Source organism: Streptomyces xylophagus (assembly GCF_000716435.1).
GTDB classification, from domain to species: Bacteria; Actinomycetota; Actinomycetes; order Streptomycetales; family Streptomycetaceae; genus Streptomyces; species Streptomyces xylophagus.
On sequence record NZ_JNWO01000017.1, the window covers coordinates 54735 to 79753 of the forward strand.

At 68.8% G+C, this 25019-nt stretch carries 19 protein-coding genes and 1 other RNA gene; 11 read left to right on the plus strand and 9 right to left on the minus strand.

Going from position 1 to position 25019, the window contains the following annotated elements:
- The first annotated feature begins 256 nt into the window (after window positions 1-256).
- The 4 genes from OO70_RS32815 to OO70_RS32830 all read left to right on the plus strand — a co-directional run bounded on the left by OO70_RS32815 (window position 257) and on the right by OO70_RS32830 (window position 5782).
- Window positions 257-1948 carry a serine/threonine-protein kinase gene (locus OO70_RS32815; RefSeq protein WP_043679290.1) on the plus strand — a complete coding sequence of 564 codons (1692 nt, stop codon included), beginning with the start codon at window positions 257-259 and terminating at the stop codon, window positions 1946-1948.
- A 199-nt stretch (window positions 1949-2147) separates the two neighbouring features.
- Entirely contained in the window at window positions 2148-3389 is a 1242-nt protein-coding gene (locus tag OO70_RS32820) for a serine/threonine-protein kinase (protein WP_043679293.1), read from the plus strand.
- A 349-nt stretch (window positions 3390-3738) separates the two neighbouring features.
- Window positions 3739-4845, plus strand: coding sequence for a peptide chain release factor 2 (prfB, locus tag OO70_RS32825; protein WP_043679296.1), 1107 nt, complete (start codon window positions 3739-3741; stop codon window positions 4843-4845).
- Between the two features lie 322 nt (window positions 4846-5167).
- The gene (locus tag OO70_RS32830) at window positions 5168-5782 is read left to right on the plus strand and encodes a hypothetical protein (RefSeq protein ID WP_043679299.1); all 615 of its coding nucleotides are present in this window, start codon (window positions 5168-5170) and stop codon (window positions 5780-5782) included.
- Window positions 5783-5879: 97 nt separating this feature from the next.
- Here the strand turns inward: OO70_RS32830 and OO70_RS32835 are convergent, their stop codons facing one another.
- Window positions 5880-6071: a hypothetical protein gene (locus OO70_RS32835; protein WP_043679302.1), complete on the minus strand. Its 192-nt coding sequence runs from the start codon at window positions 6069-6071 to the stop codon at window positions 5880-5882.
- A 260-nt stretch (window positions 6072-6331) separates the two neighbouring features.
- Here OO70_RS32835 and ftsE point away from each other — a divergent pair, with 260 nt between their 5' ends.
- The gene (gene ftsE / locus OO70_RS32840; RefSeq protein ID WP_019065989.1) at window positions 6332-7021 is read left to right on the plus strand and encodes a cell division ATP-binding protein FtsE; all 690 of its coding nucleotides are present in this window, start codon (window positions 6332-6334) and stop codon (window positions 7019-7021) included.
- 55 nt (window positions 7022-7076) lie between these two features.
- Complete coding sequence (gene ftsX, locus OO70_RS32845) at window positions 7077-7994, plus strand: permease-like cell division protein FtsX (protein ID WP_043679305.1); 918 nt, start codon at window positions 7077-7079, stop codon at window positions 7992-7994.
- Between the two features lie 36 nt (window positions 7995-8030).
- Here ftsX and OO70_RS32850 read toward each other — a convergent pair whose 3' ends face one another.
- Complete coding sequence (locus OO70_RS32850; protein ID WP_043679308.1) at window positions 8031-9233, minus strand: RNA-guided endonuclease InsQ/TnpB family protein; 1203 nt, start codon at window positions 9231-9233, stop codon at window positions 8031-8033.
- A gap of 214 nt (window positions 9234-9447) precedes the next feature.
- On the opposite strand from OO70_RS32850, the gene OO70_RS32855 reads away from it, so the two are divergent.
- The 3 genes from OO70_RS32855 (at window position 9448) to ssrA (ending at window position 11756) form a co-directional block, all read left to right on the plus strand.
- Entirely contained in the window at window positions 9448-10632 is a 1185-nt protein-coding gene (locus OO70_RS32855) for a S41 family peptidase (protein ID WP_199827455.1), read from the plus strand.
- Between the two features lie 81 nt (window positions 10633-10713).
- Window positions 10714-11262, plus strand: coding sequence for an SsrA-binding protein SmpB (gene smpB / locus OO70_RS32860; RefSeq protein WP_043679314.1), 549 nt, complete (start codon window positions 10714-10716; stop codon window positions 11260-11262).
- 106 nt (window positions 11263-11368) lie between these two features.
- Window positions 11369-11756: a transfer-messenger RNA gene (gene ssrA, locus OO70_RS51850) on the plus strand.
- A 51-nt stretch (window positions 11757-11807) separates the two neighbouring features.
- On the opposite strand, the gene OO70_RS32865 is transcribed toward ssrA, so the two are convergent.
- The 7 genes from OO70_RS32865 to OO70_RS32895 all read right to left on the minus strand — a co-directional run bounded on the left by OO70_RS32865 (window position 11808) and on the right by OO70_RS32895 (window position 22576).
- Complete coding sequence (locus tag OO70_RS32865) at window positions 11808-14726, minus strand: glycoside hydrolase family 3 protein (RefSeq protein WP_051741855.1); 2919 nt, start codon at window positions 14724-14726, stop codon at window positions 11808-11810.
- Between the two features lie 46 nt (window positions 14727-14772).
- Window positions 14773-15783, minus strand: coding sequence for a LacI family DNA-binding transcriptional regulator (locus OO70_RS32870; protein WP_043679320.1), 1011 nt, complete (start codon window positions 15781-15783; stop codon window positions 14773-14775).
- Entirely contained in the window at window positions 15783-18023 is a 2241-nt protein-coding gene (yicI, locus tag OO70_RS32875) for an alpha-xylosidase (protein ID WP_043679323.1), read from the minus strand. Before yicI ends, OO70_RS32870 begins: the two co-directional genes overlap by 1 nt.
- A gap of 16 nt (window positions 18024-18039) precedes the next feature.
- Window positions 18040-18864, minus strand: coding sequence for a carbohydrate ABC transporter permease (locus tag OO70_RS32880; RefSeq protein ID WP_043679325.1), 825 nt, complete (start codon window positions 18862-18864; stop codon window positions 18040-18042).
- Window positions 18861-19838, minus strand: a complete 978-nt coding sequence (locus OO70_RS32885) for a carbohydrate ABC transporter permease (protein ID WP_043679327.1) — start codon at window positions 19836-19838, stop codon at window positions 18861-18863. The genes OO70_RS32880 and OO70_RS32885 overlap by 4 nt, the downstream gene beginning before the upstream one ends.
- Entirely contained in the window at window positions 19835-21106 is a 1272-nt protein-coding gene (locus OO70_RS32890; RefSeq protein WP_043679330.1) for an extracellular solute-binding protein, read from the minus strand. The genes OO70_RS32885 and OO70_RS32890 overlap by 4 nt, the downstream gene beginning before the upstream one ends.
- A gap of 255 nt (window positions 21107-21361) precedes the next feature.
- Window positions 21362-22576, minus strand: a complete 1215-nt coding sequence (locus OO70_RS32895; RefSeq protein ID WP_051741857.1) for an MFS transporter — start codon at window positions 22574-22576, stop codon at window positions 21362-21364.
- A 92-nt stretch (window positions 22577-22668) separates the two neighbouring features.
- Here OO70_RS32895 and OO70_RS32900 point away from each other — a divergent pair, with 92 nt between their 5' ends.
- Window positions 22669-23634 (plus strand): LysR family transcriptional regulator, encoded by a 966-nt coding sequence (locus OO70_RS32900; protein ID WP_043679618.1) that lies wholly within the window; start codon window positions 22669-22671, stop codon window positions 23632-23634.
- Window positions 23635-24111: 477 nt separating this feature from the next.
- The gene (locus tag OO70_RS53985) at window positions 24112-24885 is read left to right on the plus strand and encodes a hypothetical protein (RefSeq protein ID WP_158711541.1); all 774 of its coding nucleotides are present in this window, start codon (window positions 24112-24114) and stop codon (window positions 24883-24885) included.
- The last annotated feature ends 134 nt before the right edge of the window (window positions 24886-25019 follow it).

The window sequence follows — 25019 nt, forward strand, 5'->3', positions numbered from 1 at the left end:
ATCCTCGCACCTGCCACTGACAACTCGCCCGGGGCCCGGCAGCAAGTGATCTTGATTGGTCAGCTCTGTCCCCAAAAGTGCCTGACCAGTGCCGCACCGGTGATCGAGTGAGACCGGTCATGTCCGGCTTCGGCAACCAGGAGACCGGGGTAAGCGTCTTTCCTTCGAACATGTACGGCAACGCTTACGTAGGTAGCCGCAAGAGGGGCGGCACTACAGTGGACCGGAACACAGGCAAGCAGCAGGGAGCGCAGACGTGCGGCCGGTAGGCAGCAAGTACCTCCTGGAGGAGCCGCTCGGACGCGGTGCCACGGGCACCGTCTGGCGGGCCCGCCAGCGCGAGACGGCGGGCGCCGAGGCGGCCGTCCAGGGTCAGCCCGGCGAGACCGTCGCGATCAAGGTCCTCAAGGAAGAGCTCGCCAACGATCCCGACATCGTGATGCGGTTCCTCCGCGAGCGGTCGGTGCTGCTGCGCCTGACCCACCCGAACATCGTCCGGGTCCGCGACCTGGTGGTCGAGGGCGATCTCCTGGCGCTCGTCATGGACCTCGTAGAGGGCCCCGACCTGCACCACTACCTGCGCGAGAACGGCCCCTTCAGCCCCGTCGGCGCCGCGCTGCTCACCGCGCAGATCGCCGACGCGCTGGCCGCCAGCCACGCCGACGGCGTCGTCCACCGCGACCTGAAGCCGGCCAACGTGCTGCTCAAGCAGGGCGGCGGCCAGATGTACCCGCTGCTCACCGACTTCGGCATCGCCCGCCTCGCCGACTCCCCGGGCCTGACCCGCACCCAGGAGTTCGTCGGCACGCCCGCGTACATCGCGCCGGAGTCCGCCGAGGGCCGCCCGCAGACCTCCGCCGTGGACATCTACGGCGCCGGCATCCTGATGTACGAGCTGGTCACCGGCCACCCGCCGTTCTCCGGCGGCTCGGCCCTCGAAGTCCTCCACCAGCACCTGAGCGCCGAACCGCGCCGCCCCTCGACGGTCCCCGACCCCCTGTGGACGGTCATCGAGCGCTGCCTGCGCAAGAACCCGGACGAACGCCCCAGCGCCGAGAACCTCGCCCGCGGCCTGCGGGTCGTCGCCGAGGGCGTCGGCGTGCACGCGAACTCCGCGCAGATCGCCGCCGCCGAGAACGTCGGCAGGCTGCTGGCCCCCGACCCCGCGCCCGCCGCCGTACCGGGCGTGCCCGGCGCCGCGGACCCGACGCAGGTCCTCTCACACGGAGCGGGCGGCTACGACCCGAACGCGGCCACCAGCGTCCTCCCGCACACCAGCGGCCCCGTGGGCGCCGCCGACCCGACCACCGTGCTGCCGAACCGCGGCGCGGCCGACCCGACCACGGTCATGCCGCAGAACCCGTACGGCCAGCAGGGCGGGCAGAACCCGTCGGGCCCCGGCCCCGAGCAGCCGCACCCCTGGCAGAACCAGCTCCGCGCGGCCCGCGACCGCAACGAACAGACACAGTTCCAGCCCTACCTCGACCCGGGCGAGGACCCGCTGCGCCGCCGCCCCCAGCGCCAGGTCGCCCACCCGCAGCAGCAACAGCCACAGCCCCGCCAGGCCGCCCAGCAGCGCCCGCAGCAGCGGCCCCCGCAGCGCCAACAGCGCCCGCAGCAGCAGGGCTACGGCTATCCGCAGCAGCAACAGCCGCAGCAGTACGCCCCGCCGCGCCAGCAGCAGCCCCAGCGGCCGCAGGAGCCCGCACGTGAGCCCCGCCAGCCGCGGCAGCGCAGCGCCAACCCGATGAAGATCCCCGGACTCGGCTGCCTGAAGGGCTGTCTGTTCACGATCGTCCTGCTGTTCGTCGCGGGCTGGCTGGTGTGGGAGCTGACCCCGCTGCAGGACTGGATCGGCACCGGCAAGAGCTACTGGCAGGAGATCACCGGCGTCGTCCACACGGTGAGCGGCTGGGTCAAGGATCTGGGTTCCGCGGCGGGCAACTGACCGCCGACCGACCGTCGACCGACCGCTGAGCGACCCCCGACCGACCGCTGACCGACGCCGACCAATCGCCGTAAAGCCCCAAGTCCGGCGTTGTGTTGGTGATTTGTCGACACCCAGTGGGTGATTTCTGCCTCGGCGGTGAAGGTTGGCTCATCTGACGCGTAGTTTTAACGACAACACGCGTCTGGATGGAGCAGTCTTGGCACGGAAGATCGGCAGCCGGTACACCGCCAACCAGATCCTGGGGCGGGGCAGCGCCGGCACGGTGTGGCTGGGTGAGGGTCCCGAGGGGCCCGTCGCCGTCAAGCTGCTGCGCGAGGACCTCGCGTCCGACCAGGAACTCGTCGGACGCTTCGTGCAGGAGCGCACGGCCCTGCTCGGCCTGGAGCACCCGAACATCGTGTCCGTACGGGACCTGGTCGTCGACGGCAACGACCTCGCCCTCGTCATGGACCTGGTCCGGGGGACGGATCTGCGCACCCGGCTGGACCGGGAGCGGCGCCTCGCCCCCGAGGCCGCGGTGGCGATCGTCGCCGACATCGCGGACGGACTGGCGGCGGCCCACGCGGCCGGCGTCGTGCACCGGGACGTCAAGCCGGAGAACGTCCTCCTCGACATGCAGGGCCCGCTCGGCCCCGGCGGCGCGCACCCCGCGCTGCTGACGGACTTCGGGGTCGCCAAACTCATCGACTCCCCGCGCCGCACCCGCGCCACGAAGATCATCGGCACGCCCGACTATCTCGCCCCCGAGATCGTCGAGGGCCTGCCCCCGCGCGCGGCCGTCGACATCTACGCCCTCGCGACCGTCCTGTACGAACTCCTCGCCGGCTTCACCCCGTTCGGCGGCGGCCACCCCGGCGCGGTGCTAAGACGGCACGTCACCGAGACCGTCGTACCGCTGCCCGGGATTCCCGACGAACTCTGGCAGCTGATGGTGCAGTGCCTGGCGAAGGCCCCGGCCTCCCGGCTGCGGGCCTCCGAACTCGCCGCCCGCCTGCGCGAACAGCTCCCCCTGCTGGCCGGGATGCCTCCACTGGACGTGGACGAACCGGACACAGAGCAGGAGGAGGCGGAGCAGGAGGAGGCCCCGGTGGCCACGCCCGCGCGCGGCGAGCGGGTACGGCGCGGTGCCGTACCGCTGGTGCCGGGCGCCAAGCCCGCCGACTCCAACCGGGACACCCACACCTCGATGCGGGTCCCCGCGCCGGACGAACTGGCGGGCGGCCCCCGCGGCACGGCCCGGGCACCCCGCCCGGCGGGCGCCCCACGCCCCGGTTCGGCTCGGCACCGGGCGGCTACGCGACGCAGGCGGCTGACCCTGGGGGCGGCGGCGGTCGCGCTGATCGCGGCGGTGGGAGTCGGTACGTGGGTGGCCACGTCGAGCGACGACTCCGGAGCGAACTCCCCGGACACGAAGAACTCGGCACCGGCTTCGCCGTAATTTCTCGCCCCCGCCGCCCCTACCCGTCCCATCCCAAGGGGCTCCGCCCCCTGGACCCCCGGTCGGCCTGAACGGCCTCGTCCTCAAGCGCCGGACGGGCTGGGTGATGCGGACCGGCGCTGGAAAGACCGAGCCGGGCGGGCTGGGTGATGCTTACCGGCGCTTGAGAGACCGAGTCGGACGGGCTGGTTGTGGTGCACCTCTCGGCCGACCGAGTCGGGTGGTGGCTGGGCGCAGGTCGGGGGGTCTAGGGGCGGAGCCCCCAGGTGCGGCGGCACCGGCACGGGGTGATCAGAGCCCGGTAACGGCCACGGCGCACCCCGCTTGGCGGAGCCGTTACGCTGGGGGCGTGGCAGTCGTCGATGTATCCGAAGAGCTCAAGTCCCTCTCCTCGACCATGGAGTCGATCGAGGCCGTCCTGGACCTGGACAAGCTGAGGGCAGATGTCGTCGTCCTCGAGGAGCAGGCGGCAGCGCCCTCCCTGTGGGACGACCCGGAAGCGGCGCAGAAGGTCACCAGCAAGCTGAGTCACCTCCAGGCCGAGATCCGCAAGACCGAGGCCCTGCGCGGCCGGATCGACGACCTCTCGGTCCTCTTCGAGATGGCCGAGGAGGAGGACGACCCGGACACCCGCGCCGAGGCGGAGAACGAGCTGACCGCCGTCAAGAAGGCGCTGGACGAGATGGAGGTCCGCACCCTCCTCTCCGGCGAGTACGACTCCCGCGAGGCCGTCGTCACCATCCGCGCCGAGGCCGGAGGCGTCGACGCCTCCGACTTCACCGAGAAGCTCCAGCGCATGTACCTGCGCTGGGCCGAGCGGCACGGCTACAAGACGGAGCTCTACGAGACGTCGTACGCCGAAGAGGCCGGCATCAAGTCGACCACCTTCGCCGTGCACGTGCCGTACGCCTACGGCACGCTCTCCGTCGAGCAGGGCACCCACCGCCTCGTGCGGATCTCGCCCTTCGACAACCAGGGCCGCCGCCAGACCTCGTTCGCCGGCGTGGAGATCCTCCCGGTCGTCGAGCAGACCGACCACATCGAGATCGACGAGTCCGAGCTGCGTGTGGATGTCTACCGGTCATCCGGCCCCGGCGGCCAGGGCGTCAACACCACCGACTCCGCGGTCCGCCTCACCCACCTCCCCACCGGCATCGTCGTCTCCTGCCAGAACGAACGCTCGCAGATCCAGAACAAGGCCAGCGCGATGAACGTGCTCCAGGCCAAGCTGCTGGAGCGCCGCCGCCAGGAGGAGCAGGCCCGGATGGACGCCCTCAAGGGCGACGGCGGCAACTCCTGGGGCAACCAGATGCGTTCGTACGTCCTGCACCCGTACCAGATGGTCAAGGACCTGCGCACGGAGTACGAAGTCGGCAACCCCGAGGCCGTGTTCAACGGCGAGATCGACGGCTTCCTCGAGGCCGGAATTCGCTGGCGCAAGCAGCAGGAGAAGTAACCCCGCACGTAGTTTTGTCGACAAGGCAACTGCCGTCCACCGGGCGGCAGTTGCCTTTTGTCTTCCCGTCGCGCTCCATGATGTCTGGGTTTTACATCACACTCACAGGTTTCATCTCCCAGTAAAGAACGCTTACTTGGACATTGCGCTCGCAACGGCCTTGACGTTGCTGTGAAAAATGGGAAGGGTGAAGCGTGGCATGCGTGTCTCTGGGGCGCATGTGAACCGGGGGAGTCGAGCTTTCGCCAGCCGCTACCCCTGTCGATCACGGCCCCGGACACCGACGCACCACTGACGACGAGCTACTGGGGGTAGCAACCAGATGACCAAGAAGACGCGGATCCGTGTCGCGCGCATAGCGGCCGGTGCCGTCATCGCCGCCGGTGCCTCGCTGACCGCCGCGGGTGCCGCCTCGGCGCTCGACCTGGGCGTGACGCTGAGCGCCACTACCACCACCGACGACGCACCGGGCGACGGGACCGACTCCCCGACCCCGACCGACACCAGTGTCCCGACCGCTCCGAACACGCCGACGAGCGAGCCGCCGTCCTCGGAGCCCCCGTCCTCCGAGCCGCCGACGTCGGAGCCGCCCACGTCGGACGACCCGACCGAGCCCACGGACAACCCCACCGAGCCGACGGACGAGCCCACCACCGACAGCCCGTCGGACGGCAGCACCAGCGGCTCCGGCACCGGTTCCACCGGCGGCAACAACACCGACCCCGACGGCGGCTCCTCCGCCCAGGAGGCGGGCACCTCCGCCCTCACGGACACCGGCTCCGACACGTCGGCCCAGGGCAGCGGTGACGAGCTCGCCGAGACCGGTGCCGGCCAGACCGCGTTCCTGCTGATCGGCGCCGCGACGATGATCGCCGGCGGCATCGCCTTCCGCGTCCTCCCGCGCCTCGGGAACAGCCGCGGCGGCACGGCTGCCTGACGGTAGCCGTCCCCGTACGGAACGTACGCGCAGTGCATGACGAAGGGCCCGGAGCGGGAATCGCTCCGGGCCCTTCGTGCGCGCTCTTCGGTGTGGCTCAGGCGGTCTGGTGCGCCACCAGCGCCAGCGCCGCGATCAGTACCGCGAGCAGGGCGATCAGCGCCATCGGGTTGAGATTGCCCCAGGGATTCTCCTGCTGCAGCCGCTCGCGGTTCGCACGGCAGACGGGACAGCGGCCCTCGTTCACGGGCGCCGCGCAGTTCGCGCACACCAACCGGTCGTACGTCATGCGCTCGCCCTCCTTGCACCGGCTATCACAGACACAACGCCGCGGGATACGAGAACGTTCCCGAACGTTCCCCTCCACTGTGCCAGGTTCCGCGGGATTCGGCGCGGCTCGCCTTATCCTGCCCCGACCCTGTGCGTTCCAGCCCTTCAAATGCGCGACAAAACGTGCAAGCCTCGCACAACCCCGGAGGGCGACTGCGCGGGCACACCCGGGTCGCGTATGGTCACGCTCACCTACCCCCGGCTACCCGTGGTGCACCCGTGATCCGATTCGACAGTGTCTCCAAGGTCTACCCCAAGCAGACCCGCCCCGCTCTCAGGGACGTCTCCCTGGAAGTGGAGAAGGGCGAGTTCGTGTTCCTCGTGGGGTCCTCCGGCTCCGGGAAGTCCACCTTCCTGAGGCTGGTCCTCCGCGAGGAGCGGTGCAGCCAGGGCCAGGTGCACGTGCTGGGCAAGGACCTCGCCCGCATCTCCAACTGGAAGGTGCCGCAGATGCGCCGCCAGCTGGGGACCGTCTTCCAGGACTTCCGCCTCCTGCCCAACAAGACGGTCGCCGAGAACGTGGCCTTCGCCCAGGAGGTCATCGGCAAGTCCAAGGGCGAGATCCGCAAGTCCGTGCCCCAGGTGCTCGACCTCGTCGGGCTCGGCGGCAAGGAGGACCGCAGGCCCGGTGAACTGTCCGGTGGTGAGCAGCAGCGCGTGGCCATCGCGAGAGCCTTCGTGAACCGGCCCAAGCTCCTCATCGCGGACGAGCCCACCGGCAACCTCGACCCGCAGACCTCCGTCGGCATCATGAAGCTGCTCGACCGGATCAACCGGACGGGCACCACCGTGGTGATGGCGACGCACGACCAGAACATCGTGGACCAGATGCGCAAGCGCGTCATCGAGCTGGAGGGCGGCCGCCTCGTCCGTGACCAGGCGCGTGGCGTCTACGGCTACCAGCACTGACAGCCGATCGACCGCCGTCTGATGTCCGTCCACGGAAAGGCCTGAAGAAGCCGCCATGCGCGCCCAGTTCGTACTCTCCGAGATCGGTGTCGGTCTCCGCCGCAATCTGACGATGACCTTCGCGGTCGTCGTCTCCGTAGCCCTGTCCCTGGCCCTCTTCGGCGGCTCGCTCCTGATGAGCGACCAGGTCACCACGATGAAGGGCTACTGGTACGACAAGGTCAACGTCTCGATCTTCCTCTGCAACAAGAGCGACGCCGAGTCCGACCCCAACTGCGCCAAGGGCGCGGTGACCGACGACCAGAAGTCGCAGATCAAGTCCGACCTCAGCAAGATGTCGGTCGTCGAGAAGGTCGTCTACGAGTCGCAGGACGAGGCGTACAAGCACTACAAGGAGCAGTTCGGCGACTCCCCGCTGGCCAGTTCGCTGACGCCGGACCAGATGCAGGAGTCGTACCGCATCAAGCTCAAGGACCCGGAGAAGTACCAGGTCATCGCGACCGCCTTCGACGGCCGTGACGGCGTCCAGTCGGTACAGGACCAGAAGGGCATCCTGGACAACCTCTTCGGCCTCCTGAACGGCATGAACTGGGCCGCGCGCGCGGTCATGGCCCTCATGCTGGTCGTCGCCCTGATGCTGATCGTCAACACCGTGCGCGTCTCGGCGTTCAGCCGCCGGCGCGAGACCGGCATCATGCGCCTGGTCGGCGCCTCGGGCTTCTACATCCAGGCCCCGTTCATCATGGAGGCCGCGGTCGCCGGCCTGATCGGCGGCACGGTCGCCTGCGGATTCCTGGTCGTCGCCCGGTACTTCATCATCGACCACGGCCTCGACCTGTCCCACAAGCTCAACCTGATCAACTTCATCGGCTGGGACGCCGTCCTGACGAAGCTCCCGCTCATCCTCGCGACGAGCCTCCTGATGCCCGCGCTTGCGGCGTTCTTCGCGCTGCGCAAGTACCTGAAGGTTTGACTGCTCCCCTCTCCGGCAAGGGAGGGGATTCCTGACTCAGGCCGCCTCCTGGAGCAACGCTCCAGGAGGTCTTGTGCCCTCGACACCAGCCGGGTTCAGACCAGCCCGGACGAGCATCACACGGGCGGAGTTCTTGTCCCTGGGGGACACAGTTCCGCACGTGGTGCAGGTGTAGGTACGTTCCGACAGCGGGAGGGCGTGCTTGGTTCTCGCTCCGCACCGTCCGCAGTCCATGGTGGTGTGCGCGGGATGCACCAGCCGTACGTCCCGCGCGTGCTTGCGTCCCATCTCGATCAGGGCCCGCTTCGTCGCCCCGATCGCGGCGTCCGCCGCCTTGCGCGCCATGGACGTCTTCGCGAGGAACTTCGGTCTGAAGTCCTCCACCGCGATCGCGTCATGGTCCCGCACGACCTTCTTGGCCCACTTGCGCGCGGTGTCCTGCCGTTGCCGGGCGATCTTCCGACAGGTCTTCGCTCGCCATCGTTTCGCCTCCCGGTAGCCCTTCGAGGCCGCGCGGCCCTTCTTCGGTTTGCGGCGGGCCACCATCCGGTCGTACCGGGACAGCTTCGCCTGGGCCCTCCTGCCGTGCCCGGCATGGGGAAGGTCGTGGGCATCGCTTGTGGTGGTGGCGGTCTCCCGTACACCCCAGTCCACGCCGAGCACCCGGCCGGTCGCGGGCAACGGCGCGACCTCGGCGGGGACGACGAAGGAGGCGTACCAATCGCCGGCGCTGTCCCGGTACACGCGTACCGACGAGGGCTCGGCGGGCAGTTCACGCGACCACACCACGGTCAGGACGATCCCGCCCGCCAAGTTCAGCCGCCCACCCTTCAATCGGAAACCGCGCCGTGTGTAGCTCAGACTCGGGCGGCTTCCGTGCTTCTTCCTGTAGCCGGGCATTCCCGCCCGGCGCGTCACCGACAGGCGTTCCTTGATGTCCTTCAGGGCCTTCGCACGTGACTTACCGAAGTCGCGGATCACTTGCTGCTGCGGGACGGACGCGCCCTCGGCCAGCCATGGTGTGACCGCCCGAGCCTCGGTCAACATCCTGTCCAGGAGGGCCGGACCGCACATCTCCCCATCCCGATAGGCCCTTTTGGAACGGGCCACGCACTCGTTCCACACCCACCGACAGCGTCCCCACTCGGCCAGCAGCGCCTCCCCGGCGGTGGACGAGACCCGCAACCGGTACGTGAACCGGGCATGCCCGATACGGGCAGCCACCTGCGTCGCGACCATGTCCTCCCCCTCACTCACCGCAGACCGTATGCGCGACACTCGAACACCTGGGTCGTCTTCCGCCCGCTTCACACCGACGAGCGAATGCCCGTACGTCTGATCACTTCCGCGCGATTTCGCCGTGCCCCGCCCCAGGCGCCTCGGTGACGCATGCCACGACAGCCGTACGGGCAACCGCCCGTGCGGCTCTTCGCGTTGTCCTAGACTCACCGCCATGTCAGGTCGTGACCTGTTCTGTCAGCCCCGCCGCATTCGCCGCGGGGCCGCCCTGACGTTGGTGTTCGCGAGTGTGCTGGTCGCTGGTGCGGCGACGGGGGCGTTCGACGAACCCGACCGGTCCGACCGGAAATCGGCGTCCGGTACGGCCCGTTCGGCGACCGTCGCCCGCCATGAGGACGTCGCGAAGGCCGCCGCCGAGGCCAAGGCCGACGGCAAGTCGCCCATGGAGGCCGCCGAGCGTGCCGTCAGCCGCAGCGGGGACCGTTGGGGTGCCGTGTACTCCCAAGGGGAATACGAGGAGTTCGAGGAGGCGCTCGACGGCCAGTACACCGGCGTCGGGCTCTGGGCCCGGCGCGAGCGGGACGGCCGGATCGAGGTGACCCGTGTGCAGTCCGGGTCGCCCGCCGCGGCCGCGGGTGTGCACAAGGGCGACCGACTGCGCACCGTCGACGGTGAGAACGTCGACGGGCAGCCCGTCACCGAGGTCGTCTCCTTACTGCGCGGTGACGCCCAGGACGCCGCCGCCGGCACCACAGTCACCCTCGGCCTGGAGCGCGGCACGCACGCGTGGAGCGAGACCGTACGCCGCGCCCGGCTCTCCACTGACTCCGTGACCGTCACCAAACTGGCCGGCGGCGTCACGGTCATCAAGATCGCCGCGTTCACCAAGGGCGTCGGCGACGTCGTCCGCACCGCCGTACGGCAGGCCCCCGCCGACTCGGGGTTCATCCTCGACCTGCGCGGCAACTCCGGCGGACTGGTCACCGAGGCCGTCACCACCGCCTCCGCCTTCCTCGACGGCGGCCTCGTCGCCACGTACGACGTCGACGGCGAGGAGCGCGCCCTGCACGCGACCACCGACGGCGACACCACCAGACCCCTGGTCGCGCTCGTCGACGGCGGCACGATGAGCGCGGCCGAGATGCTCACCGGCGCCCTCCAGGACCGCGGCCGCGCGGTCGTCGTGGGCACCAGGACCTTCGGCAAGGGCTCGGTCCAGATGCCGAGCAAACTGCCCGACGGCGTCGTCGCCGAACTGACCGTCGGCCACTACCGCACCCCCTCCGGCCACACCGTCGACGGCCGGGGCATCACCCCCGACCTCGATGTCACCGCACAGGGACAGGCCGCCGTGGAGCGGGCCGAGACGGTGTTGAGCGGTCTCGGGGACGCGTCCTAGCCGTCCGTTTTCGCCCTCGGTAATCGCCTTTCCCTCACACCCCTTCTTAGTGCGAAAATGGTCAGCACTATGAGCAAGGGAATGTACGTACCCAAGGAGTCCCAGCCCAAGCAGGGCGGTGGGGCCGCCGCCGGCAAGGCCAGGGACGGCGAGAAGGGCGGCAAGCGCAAGATCGTCGCCCAGAACAAGAAGGCCCGGCACGACTACGCGATCATCGACACCTACGAGGCCGGGATCGTCCTCTCCGGCACCGAGGTCAAGTCGCTGCGTGAGGGCCGGACCTCGCTGACCGACGGCTTCGTCCAGATCGACGGGGGCGAGGCGTGGCTGCACAACGCCCACATCCCCGAGTACCACCAGGGCACCTGGACCAACCACTCCGTGCGCCGCAAGCGCAAGCTGCTCCTGCACCGGGAGGAGATCGACAAGCTGGAGTCCAAGACCCAGGAGACGGGTCACACGATCGTGCCCCTCGCCCTGTACTTCAGCAACGGCCGGGCCAAGGCCGAGATCGCGCTCGCCCGAGGCAAGAAGGAGTACGACAAGCGGCAGACCCTGCGCGAGAAGCAGGACCGCCGGGAGTCGGACCGCGCGATCGCGGCGGCGAAGCGGAAGCAGCGCGGCGAGTAGCCACGAGGAATACGGTGGCATCGGCGTGCGTTGGTCACGTACGATGGCTACTGCACCCCACAGCGGGTGTGGCGCCCTCTTCGGAGGGACATTGAAAAAACAACATGGGGATGATCGGTTTCGACAGCGGATGTCGAAGCAGGTGAAGCGTGTCGAGGAAGCGGCAATGATCTCGTTAACCATATGTCGCAACCAATAATCGCCAATTCCAAGAGCGATTCCCAGTCCTTCGCCCTCGCTGCCTAATAACAGCGACTGAAGGACCCTAAAAGGGTGTCAGCCCGGGGGTGTTCCCGACCCGGACCCTGGCATAATCTAGGGAACTAAACCATCGAGCTCGGTCACGGGGTTCGATGGGAAATCAAACAGTGACTGGGCCCGTCGGCGACTTGTTCGCGTGATCACCGGGGCCGAGAAAATCACAGCGAACTGCACACGGAGAAGCCCTGATTCTGCACCGGTGGACGCGGGTTCGATTCCCGCCATCTCCACTCATCCCATGTGGGTAAAGCCCCCGCTGTTTCGGCAGCGGGGGCTTTTTCCTGTCACCGAACAGTGAAGGTCGATATTCGTAGGCCGTTGCTCAGGACCAGATATACGTCCGTACGGCCTTTCGCCGTACCCGACAGATCCGCGGTCACTGTCTCGTAGTCGTACGACGATGAAGTCGCCGCCGTGTGAACCGTCCCCACGAGCCTGCCCGTCGGAGAGCCCAGCCGGACCTCGATCGTCCCGGCGGCCGTTCCCGCCACCCGGGCCGTGAACTTCGTTGCGCCCGCGCCCAGTTGCGTGTCCGCGAACTTCAGCCACGCGCCGTCCGCCGCCGCGCCCACCGCCGTACCGCTCGCCTTGGACTCGTCGACGAGGTGAATGCCGGAGTAGTCGTCGAAGTTCTCGGCGCGGGTCGTCCGCGACAGGTCGCGGGGTGGGATGGTCTCGCCGTGGACCCGCCAGGTCGTACGGGTGCGGATGTCGGCGGAGGAGGCTCCGGCCAGCACGTCGTACGTGCCGGATTCCACGGCCCATTTCGAGCGCGTGACGTCCCAGTGGGCCAGGTCCTGCTGCCGGAGCTTCAGGTGGACCGTTTTCGTCTCGCCGGGTTTCAGGGACACCCGTTGGAAGGCTTTCAGCTGCTTCAGAGGCTCCTTGTCGCGGGAGGTGCGCTGGTGCGTGTAGAGCTGTACGACCTCGTCGCCGGACCGTGTGCCCGTGTTGGTGACCGGGACCTCGTAGCCGCCGGCGACGGCTTTCAGGGTGCCGTAGCGGAAGGTCGTGTAGGAGAGGCCGTAGCCGAAGGGGTAGAGCGGCTTGCCCTGGAAGTACTGGTAGGTGCGGTCGGACTTGATGATGTCGTAGTCGAGGATCGAGGGGAGGTCCGAGGTCGACTGGTACCAGGTCTGGGTGAGGCGGCCGGACGGGTTGGTGTCGCCGTAGAGGATGTCGGCGAGGGCGTTGCCCGTCTCCTGGCCCGCGTGGGAGGTCCAGAGGAGGGCCGGGACCTCCTTCTGTACAGCGTCCAGCGTGGTGGGGTAGCTGTTCTCGACCACCACCACCGTCTTCGGGTTGGCCTGGTGGACTGCCTTGACCAGGGCCTCCTGTGAGGGGGCCAGGGACATGTCCGTGCGGTCGTGGGCCTCGCGGCCGTTGATCGACGGCATCGAGCCGATGACGACGACCGCTGTGTCCTTGCCCTTCACGGCGGCCACGGCGTCGGCCACACCGCTGCGGACCACGTCCTTCGTGTAGTGGGCTGCCTGGTCCTTGGAGACCAGGCCCAGGGTGCCGTTCGCGTCGGTCGGGCCGAGGTAGACCGGGCTCGACCACCAGGACTCGGCGGTTTCGTAACCCGCGTACTTCAGCAAGTACGTGCCGTCGTCCTGCTGTTCCAGCTTGAACTGCTGCTGGACGTACCAACCGTTCGGCTGTGTCTGGTCGTTGACGAAGTTCGACCAGTTGTAGCCGACGTACTTACCGTTGGCGGCCGAGCGCAGGGTCACGATGCCCGAGCCCCAGTCGAAGGCGTCGAACTGGGCGGCGGTCGTGGCGGTGTCCGTGGTCTCCTGCAAGGGGGCGCCCGTGTCGCCCGTGCCCGCCGTGACGTATTTGCCGGTCGCCGTGTCGCGCAGGGCGATGCGGTCGACTCCCTCGCTGGTGGTCACTCCGGTGCCGAGTTTCGAGGCGATGCCCTTCGCGGGGGTGACGGCGTAGGGGAGTGTGCCGGAGTACCAGTCGGTGTAGAGGGTGTCGGCGAGGGGGCCGACCACCGCCACGTCCTTGCTCGAACTCCTCAGTGGCAGCGTGCCGTTGTTCTTCAGGAGTACCGCGCTCTCGGCCGCCGCCTTGCGCGCCAGCTGCTGGTGCGTCGGGCTGTTGATGACCGACGCGTCGATCGAGCCGTACTTGCCGCCGCCTGGGTCGAATTCACCGAGTCGGACGCGGACGGAGAGGATGTCCGACACCGCCTTGTCGATGTCCGATACCTTCAACAGGCCTTGCTGCAAAGCCGAGTTGACCGCTGTCGTCGTCGGGCCGGAGTCCGCGCTGTTGTCCGTGAAGCTGTCGACGCCGGCCTTGAGCGCCGCCGCGTCGCCCTCCGCGATCGTCGGGTAGTACTGCTGCGGTGAGACGAGGTTGCCGGGCGCGAAGGCGTCGGTGACGTTCAGCAGGCTCTGGTCGGTCCAGGTCCGCACGACGTCGTTCAGGTCCGGATTTACCGTAGCAGGGCGGCCGTTGACCAGGTTGTACGACGTCATCACGCCCGTGGCCGCGTCCGCCTCGATCGCCGGCTTGAAGGCTGCCTCGTCGTACTCCTTCTGCACGCGTGGGCGCAGGTCGGAGGACGTGGTCGCGCGGTCGACCTCGTTGTTGTAGGCGAGGTAGTGCTTCAGGGTGGGGGCCGTCTTGAGGTGGTTCGGGTCGCCGCCGGTCAGGCCCTCGCCGTAGGCCGTGGACAGGGCGCCGGTCAGTTCCGGGTCCTCGCTGTAGCCCTCCTCGTTGCGGCCCCAGCGCGGGTCGCGGAGGAGGTTGACCACCGGGGCCCAGAGGTTCAACCCCCAGCCGTCCGGGCGTTGTTGCTGGAAGCCGCGGGCCTCGTCGCCGACCGCCGAACCGACCTGCTCCATCAGTGCCGGGTCCCAGGTCGAGGCGAGTCCGACGGCCTGCGGGAAGACCGTGGCCTTGCCGAGCCAGGCGACGCCGTGCAGGGCCTCGGTGCCGGTGCGGAAGGACTGGATGCCGAGGCGGGGGATCGCGGGCTCGTACTGGTGGAGGAGGGAGATCTTCTCGTCCAGGGTCAGGCGGCCGAGCAGGTCGTCGACGCGCTGCTGGACGGAGAGACCCGGGTCGCGGAAGGGGTACGGGGTGTCGGCCGTCGCCGGGACCGTCGCTCCCAGACCGGCGATCAGGGCCAGCGCCACGACGAACGTGGTTCTGTGTCCTCTGGTTCCTTGTCTCTTGCCTTTCATGTCACGGCTCCTTCAAGTAGGGCCTTGCATGCGGGCGTTGCGAACGTCAGGGTGCGTTGCGCGGTGCCGTGCTCGCGCGTTCCGTGAGCCGGGGTGCCAGCAGGGTCGCGTCGGGTACGGTCTTGCCGTCCAGCTTCTTCATCAGCAACTCGACTGCGCGGGAGCCCAGTTCGGCGGCGGGCAGGGCGACCGAGGTGATGGGGACCCGTACGGATTCGGCTAGTTCGTCGGGGCAGATCGCGGTGACCGAGAGATCGGCGGGGACGCGCAGTCCCAGCTGCTCGAAGGCGTCGATGAGGGGTTCGAGGAGCGGTTCGTTGTGGACGACCACTCCGGTCAACGCGGGCTGTTCGCGCAGCAGTTGTTCCGCAACGGCCGCTGCCGCCCCGGGTGCCGCCTCGCAGGGGTGGACGGAGGAGGCGAGCCTGTTGCGGTCGGCGGCGGCGGTGAAGCCCTGAACGACCCGCTGGGCGAAGGCGGTCCCGCGGACGTACACCTCGGGCGGTGAGCCGACGAGGGCGACGACGCGGTGCCCGAGGCCCGCGAGCCGTTCCACGCACAGTTCACCGGCGGCCTTGAAGTCGAGGTCGATGCAGGTCAGTCCGTCCGCCTCGGCGGGGAAGCCGATCATCACGGACGGCCGGTCCAGGGAACGGAGCAACGGCAGCCGGGGATCGTCGAGTTGGACGTCCATCACGATCATCGCGTCCACGAGTGCCGTGTCCGCGACCCGCCGGAGGCCCTCCTCGCCCTCCTCCTGCGTGAGCAGCAGCACGTCGTGGTCATGGCGGCGAGCCGTGGTCACCACGGACACCGCGAACTGCATGACCACCGGGACATGGATGCCGGTCCGTAAGGGGATCACCAGGGCCAGCACGTTGGACCGGCTGCTGGCCAGGGCGCGGGCGCCGGCGTGCGGCCGGTAGCCCAGTTCGCGGATGGACGCCTCGACGCGCTGCCGGGTCTCCTCGGAGATCGGGCGCTTGCCGCTCAGGGCGTACGACACGGTGCTGGGGGAGACCCCGGCGTGCCGGGCCACGTCAGTGATCTTCACCATCAGCCCAGCTCCAGGGTAAGGAAGCCGGTACCCGACTTCGTCCGCTCCCCGGCGGCCAGCGCCCAGGAGAGGGCGGGATCACTGCACGACGCCCGGAGCGTGTCTCCTTCCCGTACGACGGTGAAGGTCACGTCGCCGACCGGGACCGTCACCTGCGCGCCCCGCTCCAGGCCGTAGGCCCGCAGGGTGACGCCGTCGGCGAAGTCGTAGTCGGGGCGGTCGGACACTGCGCCGACCGGGATCACCGCGCCGGGCCGGACGAGGAGCGGCACGCTGTCGAAGGCGTGCTTCTCGCGGACCCAGCGCGGTCCGGTGACCGTGCGGCCGGTGAGGTAGTGGGTCCAGGTGCCGTCGGGGACGTAGTACGAGACGTCGCCGTCGTCGCTGAAGACGGGCGCGACCAGCAGATCGCTCCCGAGCATGTACTGCCGTTCCAGATGTGCGCACCCGGGGTCGTCCGGGAACTCCAGGACCATCGCCCGCATCATCGGGACGCCCTCGGCGGAGGCGGTGCGCGCGGTCTCGTAGAGGTAGGGCATGAGGCTCAGCTTCAGGCGGGTGAACTGCCGTAGTACGTCCACGGATTCCTCGTCGAAGAGCCACGGGACGCGGTAGGACGAGCTGCCGTGCAGGCGGCTGTGGGAGGACAACAGGCCGAAGGCCAGCCAGCGTTTGAAGAGGGCGGGGGTCGGGGTGCCCTCGAAGCCGCCGATGTCGTGGCTCCAGTAGCCGAAGCCGGACAGGCCGAGGGAGAGTCCGCCGCGCAGCGACTCGGCCATCGACTCGTACGTCGCCTCGCAGTCGCCGCCCCAGTGAACGGGGTACTTCTGGCTGCCTGTTGTGGCCGAGCGGGCGAAGACTACCGCCTCGCCCTCGCCGCGGTGTTTGCGCAGGACGTCGAAGACCGTGCGGTTGTAGAGGTAGGTGTAGTAGTTGTGCATCCGCTCGGGGTCCGCGCCGTCCGCGTAGGCGACGTCCACGGGGACCCGCTCGCCGAAGTCGGTCTTGAAGCAGTCGACGCCCTGCGCGAGCAGCGCCTCCAGCTTGGCCGCGTACCAGTCGCGGGCGGCCGGGCTGGTGAAGTCGACAAGGGCCATGCCGGGTTGCCACAGGTCCCACTGCCAGACGCTGCCGTCCGGCCGGCGCAGGAGGTGACCGAGTGCCTTGCCCTCGGCGAAGAGCGGCGAGCGTTGCGCGATGTACGGGTTGATCCAGACGCAGATGTGCAGGCCTTTGGACTTGAGCCGGGTGAGCATGCCCTCCGGGTCGGGGAAGACGCGAGGGTCCCATTCGAAGTCGCACCAGTTGAACTCGCGCATCCAGAAACAGTCGAAGTGGAAGACGGAGAGCGGGAGTTCGCGCTCCCGCATGCCCTCGATGAAGGACGTCACCGTCTCCTCGTCGTAGGAGGTGGTGAAGGACGTCGACAGCCACAGGCCGAACGACCAGGCGGGCGGGAGCGCCGGGCGGCCGGTGAGGGCGGAGTACTTGCGGAGGATGTCCTTGGGGGTCGGGCCGTAGATGACGTAGTACGTCAACTGCTGGCTCTCCACGCTGAATTGGACCCGCGACACCGCCTCCGAGCCGACCTCGAAGGAGACCCGGCCGGGGTGGTCGACGAAGACGCCGTAGCCCGCGTCGGTCAGGTAGAAGGGGACGTTCTTGTAGGCCTGTTCGGTGGCGGTGCCGCCGTCGGCGTTCCACATGTCGACGACCTGGCCGTTCTTGACGAGCGGGCCGAAGCGTTCGCCAAGTCCGTAGACGGATGTGCCTACTCCCAGGCCGAGTTGCTCGCGCAGGTAGTGCGCACCGGTCGCGTCCCGCATGATGCCCATGCCCTTGGGGCCGCTGCTGGTGAGGGTCCGGCCGTGGGCGAGGAAGTCGACGTGCCAGGGCCCGGTGCGCGCCACCTGGACCGACAGCGCACCGGAGGTGAGGGTCGCGCGCTCGTCGTCGTAGGACGTGTGGACCGCGAACTCCTCCTTCTGCACGTCGAATTGGGGACCGCGCGGCTGCTCGCCCTCGAAGTGGGTGAAGGTGACGCCGATGACGTCGGGCATCGGGGCGTGGGCGCTGATCGTCACGACCGGTCCCTTCAGCAGGTCGCCGCGGTGGCGGATCGGCATCGTCGGCGCGTGGATCTCCAACGCGCCCTCGGGGGCGGTGACATCGAGGACCTCGACCGGGTGGGCGGCGGTGACGCCCTCGCGCAGCAGCCAGTAGCCGTCGGTGAACTTCACGTGGGGGGTCCCCTTACTACTTGACGGCACCCACGGCGATGCCGCGCGTGAGGGTCCGCTGGAAGACGAGGAAGAAGACGATGGCGGGCAACACACCCAGCAGGGCAGCCGCGTTGGTCATCGTGGCGTCCATCAGGCGCTGGCCCTGGAGGACGCCGAGGGCCACCGACACGGTCTGGTTGTCGTTGGAGATCAGCATGACCAGGGGGAGCAGGAACTCGTTCCAGGTCCAGATGAAGAAGAAGACCAGGAGGACCCCGATCGTGGGGCGGCTGACCGGGACCACGATCCGCCACAGCACCTGCCACTTGTTGGCGCCGTCGATCCGGGCGGCTTCGAGGATCTCGCGGGGGAACTGACCGAGCACGGACGAGAGGAGATACGTGCCGAACGCCGCCTGGATCACCGTGAAGACGATGATGACGCTCAACCTCGTGTCGTACAGGCCGACTTGCTTGCTCAGGTAGTAGATCGGGTAGACCAGCGCCTCCTGCGGCAGCATGTTGGCGAGGACGAAGAAGGCCAGGACCCAAGTGCGGCCCCTGATACGGCCGATGCCGATCGCGTAGGCGTTGAGGACGGAGAGGGCGGCGGCGAGGGCGGCCACCGAGCCGCTGATCAGGACCGAGTTGAAGAGCTTCTGGCCGTAGTCGACGCGTTGCCAGAAGTCCTTGAGACCGTCCAGGTAGAGGCCTTTGGGGAGGCTGAGCGGGCCGTGTTCCGAGTATTCGGCCGGTGACTTCACCGCGTTGATCAGGACGATCAGGAACGGGACGACCATGAAGAGGGCCGCGAGGCACAGGGCGATCAGTACCGGATAGCGGCGCAGGGCGGTGGTCATGCTCGGGCCCCTTCCTCGGCGTCCTCGGCGCGGGTCTGGAGTTTCAGGCCGATCAGGGAGAGGACCAGGATGATCACGGTCAGCACCGTGGAGATCGCGGCGCCGTAGCCGACCTGGGTCTTCTCGAAGAACGTGGTGAAGGAGAAGTAGGACGGGACGTCGGTCGCGCCGCCCGGTCCGCCCTTCGTCAGGACGTACACCGCGCCGAACACCTTGAGCGCGGCGATCGTGCACCAGGTGAGGACGACGTAGATCTCGGGGCGGATCTGCTGCAGCGTGATGTGCCAGAAGCGGCGCCACCAGCCGGCGCCGTCCAGCTCGGCCGCCTCGTAGAGCTGGGGGTCGACGCGTTGCAGCCCGGCCATGAACACCACGAGCGGGAAGCCGAGTTGGACCCAGACCATGACGCCCATGACGCTGTAGAGCGCGATGTCGGGGTCGCCGAGCCAGTCTTGCTGCCAGGAGCCCAACCCGACTGCTTTCAGTAGCGCGTTGAGGGAGCCGTTGTCGGGGGCGAGGATCCAGCTCCAGACGATGCCGGCGACCGCGATCGGCAGCACCTGGGGGAGGTAGAAGCAGGCGCGGAGAATCGTGGCGATACGGGTGCCGAAGTGCTTGCCGATGTAGTCGAACAGGGCGGCGGCGAGGACCAGTCCGATCAGTGTCGGTACGGCCGCCATCGCCACGACCATGAACAGGCTGTGCCGGAAGGACGCCCAGAACTCCGCATCGTCCAGCAGGTCACGGTAGTTGGCGAGGCCCGTCCACTTGGGGTCGCCGACGCCCTGCCAACTCGTGAAGCTCACGGCCGTGTTCATCAGGAACGGGACGACGATCACGGCGAGCGCGGCGAGGGCGCCGGGGAGCAGGAACAGGGCGTAGGAGTCGCGGGGGCGGTGGCTACGAGGGTTGCGCGGGCCGGGGTGCCGGCTCTTGCGGGAGGCCCGCGCGCCCTTCTCGACGGTGACCGTCATGTCGACGGGACACCCTTGTCGTACGCCTTCTGCAGGTTGCTGAGATAGGCGTCCGGTTTCTCGCTGTTCGTGATCAGCTTCTGGGTCTCGGAGACGAGGACGTCGTAGAAGCCGGGGACCGGCCAGTCGGGGTAGAAGGCCAGACCGTCGCGGGCCGTGAGGGTGTTGAAGTTGGCGATGAGTTCCTTGGACTTGGGGTCGGTGATCGCGGAGGTGTCGGCCGCGACCGGGATGCCGCCCTTGTTGCCCATCAGGTTCTGGATCTTCTTCGACAGGGTGATGTCGATGAAGTCGTAGGCGAGTTGCTTGTTCTTGGCGCCCTTGGGGACGACCCAGATGTTGCCGCCGGAGCCGAGGGTGAGGTTCGAGCCGGGCCAAAGGGTCGTGTCCCAGTCGAACTTGGCCTCCGTCTGGAAGCGGCCGTACCACCAGCTGCCGGAGAACAGGATCGGCGCCTTGCCCTGGATCCAGGAGACACCGGCGTCCTCGGCCTTGGTGGAGCTGGACGTCTTGGCGATGTAGCCCTTCTTCACCCAGTCGGCGAAGGTGGTCGCCGCGTACGTCCAGGCCGCGTCGTGGAAGTCCGTCTTGCCCTTGTACAGCTCGTACTTGTCGACCCAGGCGCGGTCGGCCTTCGAGAGCGCGAGTTGGTAGAGGTACTGCTGGGCCGGGTACTCGGCGCCCGCGTTCGCGAGTGGGGTGATGCCCTTCGCGGTGAACTGGGCCATCGCGGCGGTCAGTTCGTCGAACGTCTTCGGCTCGGCGATCTTGTACTTCTGGAAGAGGGCCTTGTTGTAATAGACCATCGTGTACTCGCCGTAGTCCGTGACGCCGTACCACTTGCCGGAGCCCATCACTCCGTTGGTGTCGTAGAGGTCTGTCGTGCCTACGCTTGCGGGGATCTTCTTGTCCCAGCCGCGCGTTTTTGCTTCGGCGGTGAGGTCTGTGAGCAGGCCCTGCTTGGACAGGAGGCCTGCCGTCGCGTTGCCCTTGTTGTACTCCATGATGTCCGGGGCGTCTGATGAGTTGAGGACCATGGGGGCTGTTTTTTGGATCTGCTCGAAGCCCTTCTCCTCGAACTTCACCTTCACGCCCGGGTGTTGGGCCTCGAACTCCTTGATGGCCTCGTTCCAGGCCACGCCCATCGCGCTGTCCGGGCCCTCGTAGTGCCAGAGTTTCAGCGTCTTGCCGTCGGAGGAGCCGCCGTCCGAGCTGCCGCCGCAGGAGGACAGGAGCAGGGATCCGCTCAGGATCACTGCGGCAGCCATCGCACGCCTTTGTGCCGTCAACATCCAGTGCCTCCAGGGGAGTCGGATGGGGTGTCGAATCGATTCGACGGTGGGCGTCGAAGCGCTTCGATGGAGGAAGGTATGTAGGGGCTGTGAGGGCGTCAATGGGTGCGGCAGGGATTGGGGCAAGCGGTTCGATGGGTTGTCTTTCGAGTGCAGGCGCGTCGTGGCTGGTCGCGCCCACGCGGCGGAGCCGCAAATAGATACAGCCCCGCGCCCCTGGGTGAGCTGCCCTTAGGGAGTTGCCTTGCTCAGTACGCCGATAAGGAACGCCGTTGCTGCTGCCGCTATCGGCACTGCGAAGCCAGCCGTTGGTGATGCGTGGTCCGCTGTCCAGCCGCCTGCCGCCGAGCCGCACGCGATGCCCGTCAGCAAGCCCGTTACCGCCAGGCTCATGCCCTCGTTCAACCGGCCTTCAGGGGTGCGGTGTTGGACGAGTGTCATTGCGGTGACCATCGTCGGGGCGGTTGCCATGCCTGCCACCAGCAAGGCCACTCCCAGTGCGGGGAGGGAGCCCAGGGTGCTCGCCACGAGGAGCGGCAAGGACATCAGGGTCGTCATCGCCAGCAGGCACCACCGCAGGCGGCGTTCCGCCGGGCCCCTCGGTTTCAGCTGCCCGTAGAGGAGGCCCGCCATGCAGGAACCGGCTGCCTGGAGGGCCAACACCGCGCCGCCTGCCGCGCGTTGGCCCGCCGCGTTCGTGTACGCGAGGGTGGCGATCTCCAGTGAGCCGAACACCGCGCCGGTTGCGACGAAGCCGGCGAGGAGGGGAGGGATTCCGGGGGTGCGGAGGGGGGATCTGCCTTTCGGGGTCGGACTTGGTGGTGGTTCCGTCGAGCGTTGGGCTGTGAAGATCAGGATGCCGGTCATCAGCAGTACCGCTCCGGCCAGCGTGCCCGCCTCCGGGAAGAGCGTGCCGCAGAGGAAGGCCGCGAGTGCCGGGCCCAGCATGAAGCAGAGTTCGTCGGCGGCCTGTTCGAAGGAGTTCGCCGTGTGCAGGGCTTCGGTGTCCTCGGCGAGCAGGTGGGCCCAGCGGGCGCGGGACATGCCGCCGGTGTTCGGGGTTGTGGCCGTGGCCGCGTATGCGGCGAACAGGGTCCAGTCGGGGGCGCCGTAGTGGACGCAGAGGAGGAGGGCCAGAGAGCCCAGGGTCGCAACTGCCGTTGCCGGTACGGCTGTTCGGGACTGGCCGTGGCGGTCGGTCAGGCGCGCTATCCAGGGGCCGGTGACTGCCGTTGCCGCGAGGCCGGTCGCGGTGACGGCGCCGGCGAGGGCGTACGAGCCCCGCGAACCGGCGATCATCACGACCGCGCTCACGCTGAACATGCCTGCGGGGAGGCGGGCGATGAGGTTGCCGGCGGTGAAGGCGCGGGTGCCGGGGAGGGTGAAGAGGCGGCGGTAGGTGGTCCGGCGGCCCGTGATCCGGTGGTCGGTGGTCGATTGCGGCATGGGTCCACCGTCGCCCGGTGTGGATCAACGGGTCCAACACCTGCTCCGCGCCCATTCACGCACCTGCGTTGTAAGTTCGCCGGATGTCCTGGATGCCCACGCCCACCCATCTCGATCCCCGACTTCTGCGCGCCTTCGTCGTCGTGGCCGAAGAGCTGCACTTCACCCGCGCTGCCGCTCGGCTCTACCTCGCCCAGCAGGCGCTCAGTCGTGATGTGCGGCGGCTGGAGCGGGAGTTGGGGGCCGAGTTGTTCGTGCGGACCACTCGGCAGGTGACTCTGACGGCGGACGGTGAGCGGCTGCTGCCGTATGCCCGGCGGGTGCTCGCCGCGCAGGACGAGTTGCTCGGTGCGTTCCGGCAGGCACGGCCGTTGCTCGTGGATCTGAACTCGCCGGGGCTGGTCACCGGGCGCCGGGTGCTGCACCGGGCGCGTGAACTCGCCCCGGAACAGGAGCTGATGGCCCGGTACGAGAGTGGACTGACATGGGCCGCAGGGGAGTTGCTGGCGGGGCGGCTCGATGTGTCGTTCGGGCGGTTCGCCGGGCTTGAGCCGGTGCTGCGGGCCGGGCTCGATCATCAGGTGGTGCGGTACGAGCCGATGGCGGTCGTGCTGCCCGAGGATCACCCGCTGGCGTCCCTCGCGGCGGTGCCGGTGGACGCGTTGGCGGGGGAGACCGTGTACGCGGGTGCCGGGAATCCGCGTACTCCCGAGTGGACGGATCTCGCCCGTCGTTTGTTCGAGGGGCGTGACATCGAGGTTGCGGCGCCCGCACCGATGGCCGTAGGCGAAGAGGAGTTCGAACGGGTCATGGCGAAGACGCGGACCCCGATTCTCGCGGTGGTGGACTTTCCGGCCATGCCCCGGACCGTGCTGCGACCACTGGTGCGTCCGGTGCCGTTGTCCGCCGTGTCACTCGTGTGGCGAAAGGGGCTGGTGCACCCAGGATTTGATGCGCTTCGACGTGCCGCGGTGGAGATCGGCAGCGTCGAAGGGTGGCTTCGCCGGCCGGTTGATGGATGGATTCCGGACATCGACGTGGACATGCTAAAGACGTAGAAAATACGCATCCCGCCACATGTGAAGTCCCGTTGCGCTACCTTCGAGGGCCTGAGCGCGGTGTGGTAAGGGGGGCGCGTGGACCGGGTGGGGGCCCGGTTCGGCGGCGTGTGCTCAGGGTCGTCTGCGCGCCCCGAACAGTTCCGTGGGGGGATGTGCGTGCGCATGGAAAAGTGGCGGGAAGACGCCCAACCGGAATGGCCTCAGGCTGCATCCGCGACCACAGATGTACCGGTCATAGGCGGAGAGGCCCAGGCGTTCCCGGAGACCGGAGCGGCGAGAGGATCGGACATTCTGGAGGGCGGCCGGCATGCCGCCAAGGACGGACGTCGTGCGACCAAGGACGGCCGTCGTATACGGACCGGGTGGCCCGAGCCTCCGGCAGGCAAAGGCGCACCCATTGCTCCCATCGCACCCGTCGCGGGCGTCGGTGCCGGCATCCTCGCCGATCCCTGGGGCGCGCCGGCGGAGACGGGGATGGGAACGGGGACGGGGGCCGGGACGGGAGCAGGAGCCGCCGACCCCGACGAGGTGACCGTCCAACTCGACGGACCGGCACCGGAGTTGGGCGATCCGCACAAGAAGGGCGCCGGTCACGACGACTCCGACGGGCCCGTCTTCGTCGACGAGTCCGGGCGGCGCAGCCGTAGGTACCGCCGGATCGGTATGGCCATCGGCTTCGCCTGCGCGGCCTACGCCGTCGTCATCGTCGTCACGCTGCTGTCCGGCAGCTCGGACGCGCCGTGGCTCCCGGTGCCGGGGCAGAAGAACGACCCGCCCGCCGGCAAGGTCGACACCAAGCCGCTGCCCGCCGAGTCGGGGCGGCCGTCCGGTGGCAGCGGCAGTGTGGCGCCGGGGAACATCCCGACGGCGAGCGACGGTACGACGCCGTCGCCGGGCGCCAGTGCGAGTCGTGGCGCGCCCGGCGCGTCCAAGGCCCCGGGCAAGGCGAGCGCGTCCGCGTCCGCCGGGCCGTCGGTGAGTGCGAGCGCCTCGGCGACCGCGGGCGGGGGCGGAAGCAATCCGGTCGTACAGCCCACGCGGGCGTCGTCCTCGCCGCCCGCCGGCCCGACGCCGTCGAACAGCCCGGTCACCACGCCTGACCCGACACCGACGCCGACCCCGAGCGCGACCACGGGTACCGGCACGGTGGCCGACGCGCCGAGCACGCCGTCGCCCGTGGCGCAGGAGCCGGCCGCCTCCGAACCGGCAGCACCGGCACCGTCCAAGACCCCGGAGCACATCCTCTGATGGCATCGCACAACCGCCGCCCCAGGGCCACGCACCCGGCCCCGGGCGGCCGTCACGGCACAACTCCGGCTGCGGCGAACGGAGTTGGGCCCAGCACCTCGCATGGATCCCGCGCCTCGCGCGTTCCCCGGCGT